Source organism: Acetobacter papayae JCM 25143, assembly GCF_000613285.1.
Taxonomy (GTDB): domain Bacteria; phylum Pseudomonadota; class Alphaproteobacteria; order Acetobacterales; family Acetobacteraceae; genus Acetobacter; species Acetobacter papayae.
The window spans coordinates 1-1,717 of the sequence record NZ_BAIN01000146.1 but is presented as its reverse complement, the minus strand read 5'-3'; the positions used below and the strand labels follow the sequence as shown (position 1 = coordinate 1,717).

The following is a 1,717-nucleotide window of genomic DNA, read 5'->3' as shown; positions in this document are numbered from 1 at the left end:
CCCAGCTTGTGCCCCGAACACGCCAGACTGCCAAAGCCGCCCGCATGCAGCGCTACGTCGATCCGCCCTACGGCCTGCACCGCATCGCCATGCAAATGCGCGCCATACCGCGCGCACAGCCGCGCCACCTCGGCCATAGGGTGCAGCACCCCGGTTTCGTTATTGGCCAGCATCAGACACACAAGAGCGGGCAGGGCATGGGGCCGGGCCAGTGTTTCTTCCAGCAGGTCAAGCCGCACCTGTCCGCTGGCATCCACCTCCAGCCATTCCAGCGCAGCGCCTTCGGGCGCACCCCGGCGCACCGCATCGTGCTCGGTACGCCCCACCAGAATACGTCGCCCCGGTGCAAAACCGTGCAGGGCCAGCACGTTTGCCTCGGTCCCGCCCGAGGTAAAGACGCAGTTCAGCGGGTCAGCATCGAGCCTGCGGGCAATAACCGCGCGCGCATCCTCCAGCAGGGCGCGCGCCTTGCGCCCCTGCGCATGAACGGAGGACGGGTTGCCCGCAAGCGCTGCTGCTTCCAGCATGGCGGTAGCAGCGGATGGCCGCAAAGGCTCGGTAGCGTTGGCGTCAAGATAGACGGCATGAGCCGCACCATCATCGGGTGAAGGGGGCATGGAATGCTTTCCGGAATATTCTGCCTGGGACGCAAGACAGGTATTATCACGATTTATGTGGAAATACGAACCACACAGCCGCTATAGAAGCCACATGGTCAGCACCACGGGGCATTGCCTGTCCAACAGATCAGGAGCCCTGATCAGGCACCATGCCAAACGCAACATGGCACGGAATGGATTATGCCTGCCCCGCGCGCAAGGTCAATGCCAGGAAACGCACAGGATGCGCCCTGACCGCAAAAGACCCGCGCTGAACTGACCTGCCCGCGGGCCGTGGCCCGCATGTTCGGGCACGGAGCGTGGCATCGCTCCCCGCACGAACAGTTATCAAACCTGGACGCGCCATGCCCCTGGGCGTGTCCCATGATCAAGCGGAACCTACATGCCAGAGGTTATGTTTGCCGGCCCGGACGGGCGTCTTGAAGGGCGCTACCACCACTCCAACGAGCCCAACGCCCCGCTTGCCCTCGTGCTGCACCCACACCCGCTGCACGGCGGCACCATGAACAACCGCATTACCTACGGGCTTTACCGTTCGTTCGAGAAAATGGGTTTCTCGGTCATGCGGTACAACTCACGCGGAGTCGGACGCTCACAAGGCCGGTTTGATGGTGGTATTGGCGAAATTTCAGATGCCGCCGCCGCTCTGGACTGGATGCAGATGGTCAACCCCAATGCCAGCGGTCTGTGGATTGCGGGGTATTCCTTCGGGGCGTTCGTGGGCATGCAGCTTCTGATGCGTCGTCCAGAAATTACCGGCTGGATCAGCATTGCTCCCCCCGCCGCCCATTATGATTTCGGCTTTCTCGCACCCTGTCCGTGTGGCGGGCTGATGATTGCTGGCGGTAAGGACGAACTCGCCCCCGAACCCGCTATCCATAAGCTGGTGGACAAGCTCAACACCCAGAAAGGGGTTGAGGTGGATTACCGCGTCTTCCCCGAGCTGATCATATCTTTGCCAAGCAGGTGGACAAGATCACCAACGCCATGGAAGACCACGTAACCCGCGCCATGAGCGCGCTGAACATGCCGTTGGCCGCCGACTAGGCTCTGCCCCTGGCCCACTTCCTCACCCGGCTTTCCGCCGGGTGACGCTG

The 1,717-nt window shown here is 62.5% G+C and carries 1 protein-coding gene and 1 pseudogene; one reads left to right on the top strand and one right to left on the bottom strand.

Annotated elements, in window-relative coordinates; translation table 11 throughout:
* The coding region (locus tag JCM25143_RS15005; protein WP_025861822.1) for an aminotransferase class V-fold PLP-dependent enzyme at positions 1-617 on the bottom strand (617 nt) is incomplete at its 3' end.
* A 385-nt stretch (positions 618-1,002) separates the two neighbouring features.
* On the opposite strand from JCM25143_RS15005, the pseudogene JCM25143_RS20375 reads away from it, so the two are divergent.
* Positions 1,003-1,667 (top strand): annotated as a pseudogene (locus tag JCM25143_RS20375) (alpha/beta hydrolase).
* Positions 1,668-1,717: the final 50 nt, after the last annotated feature.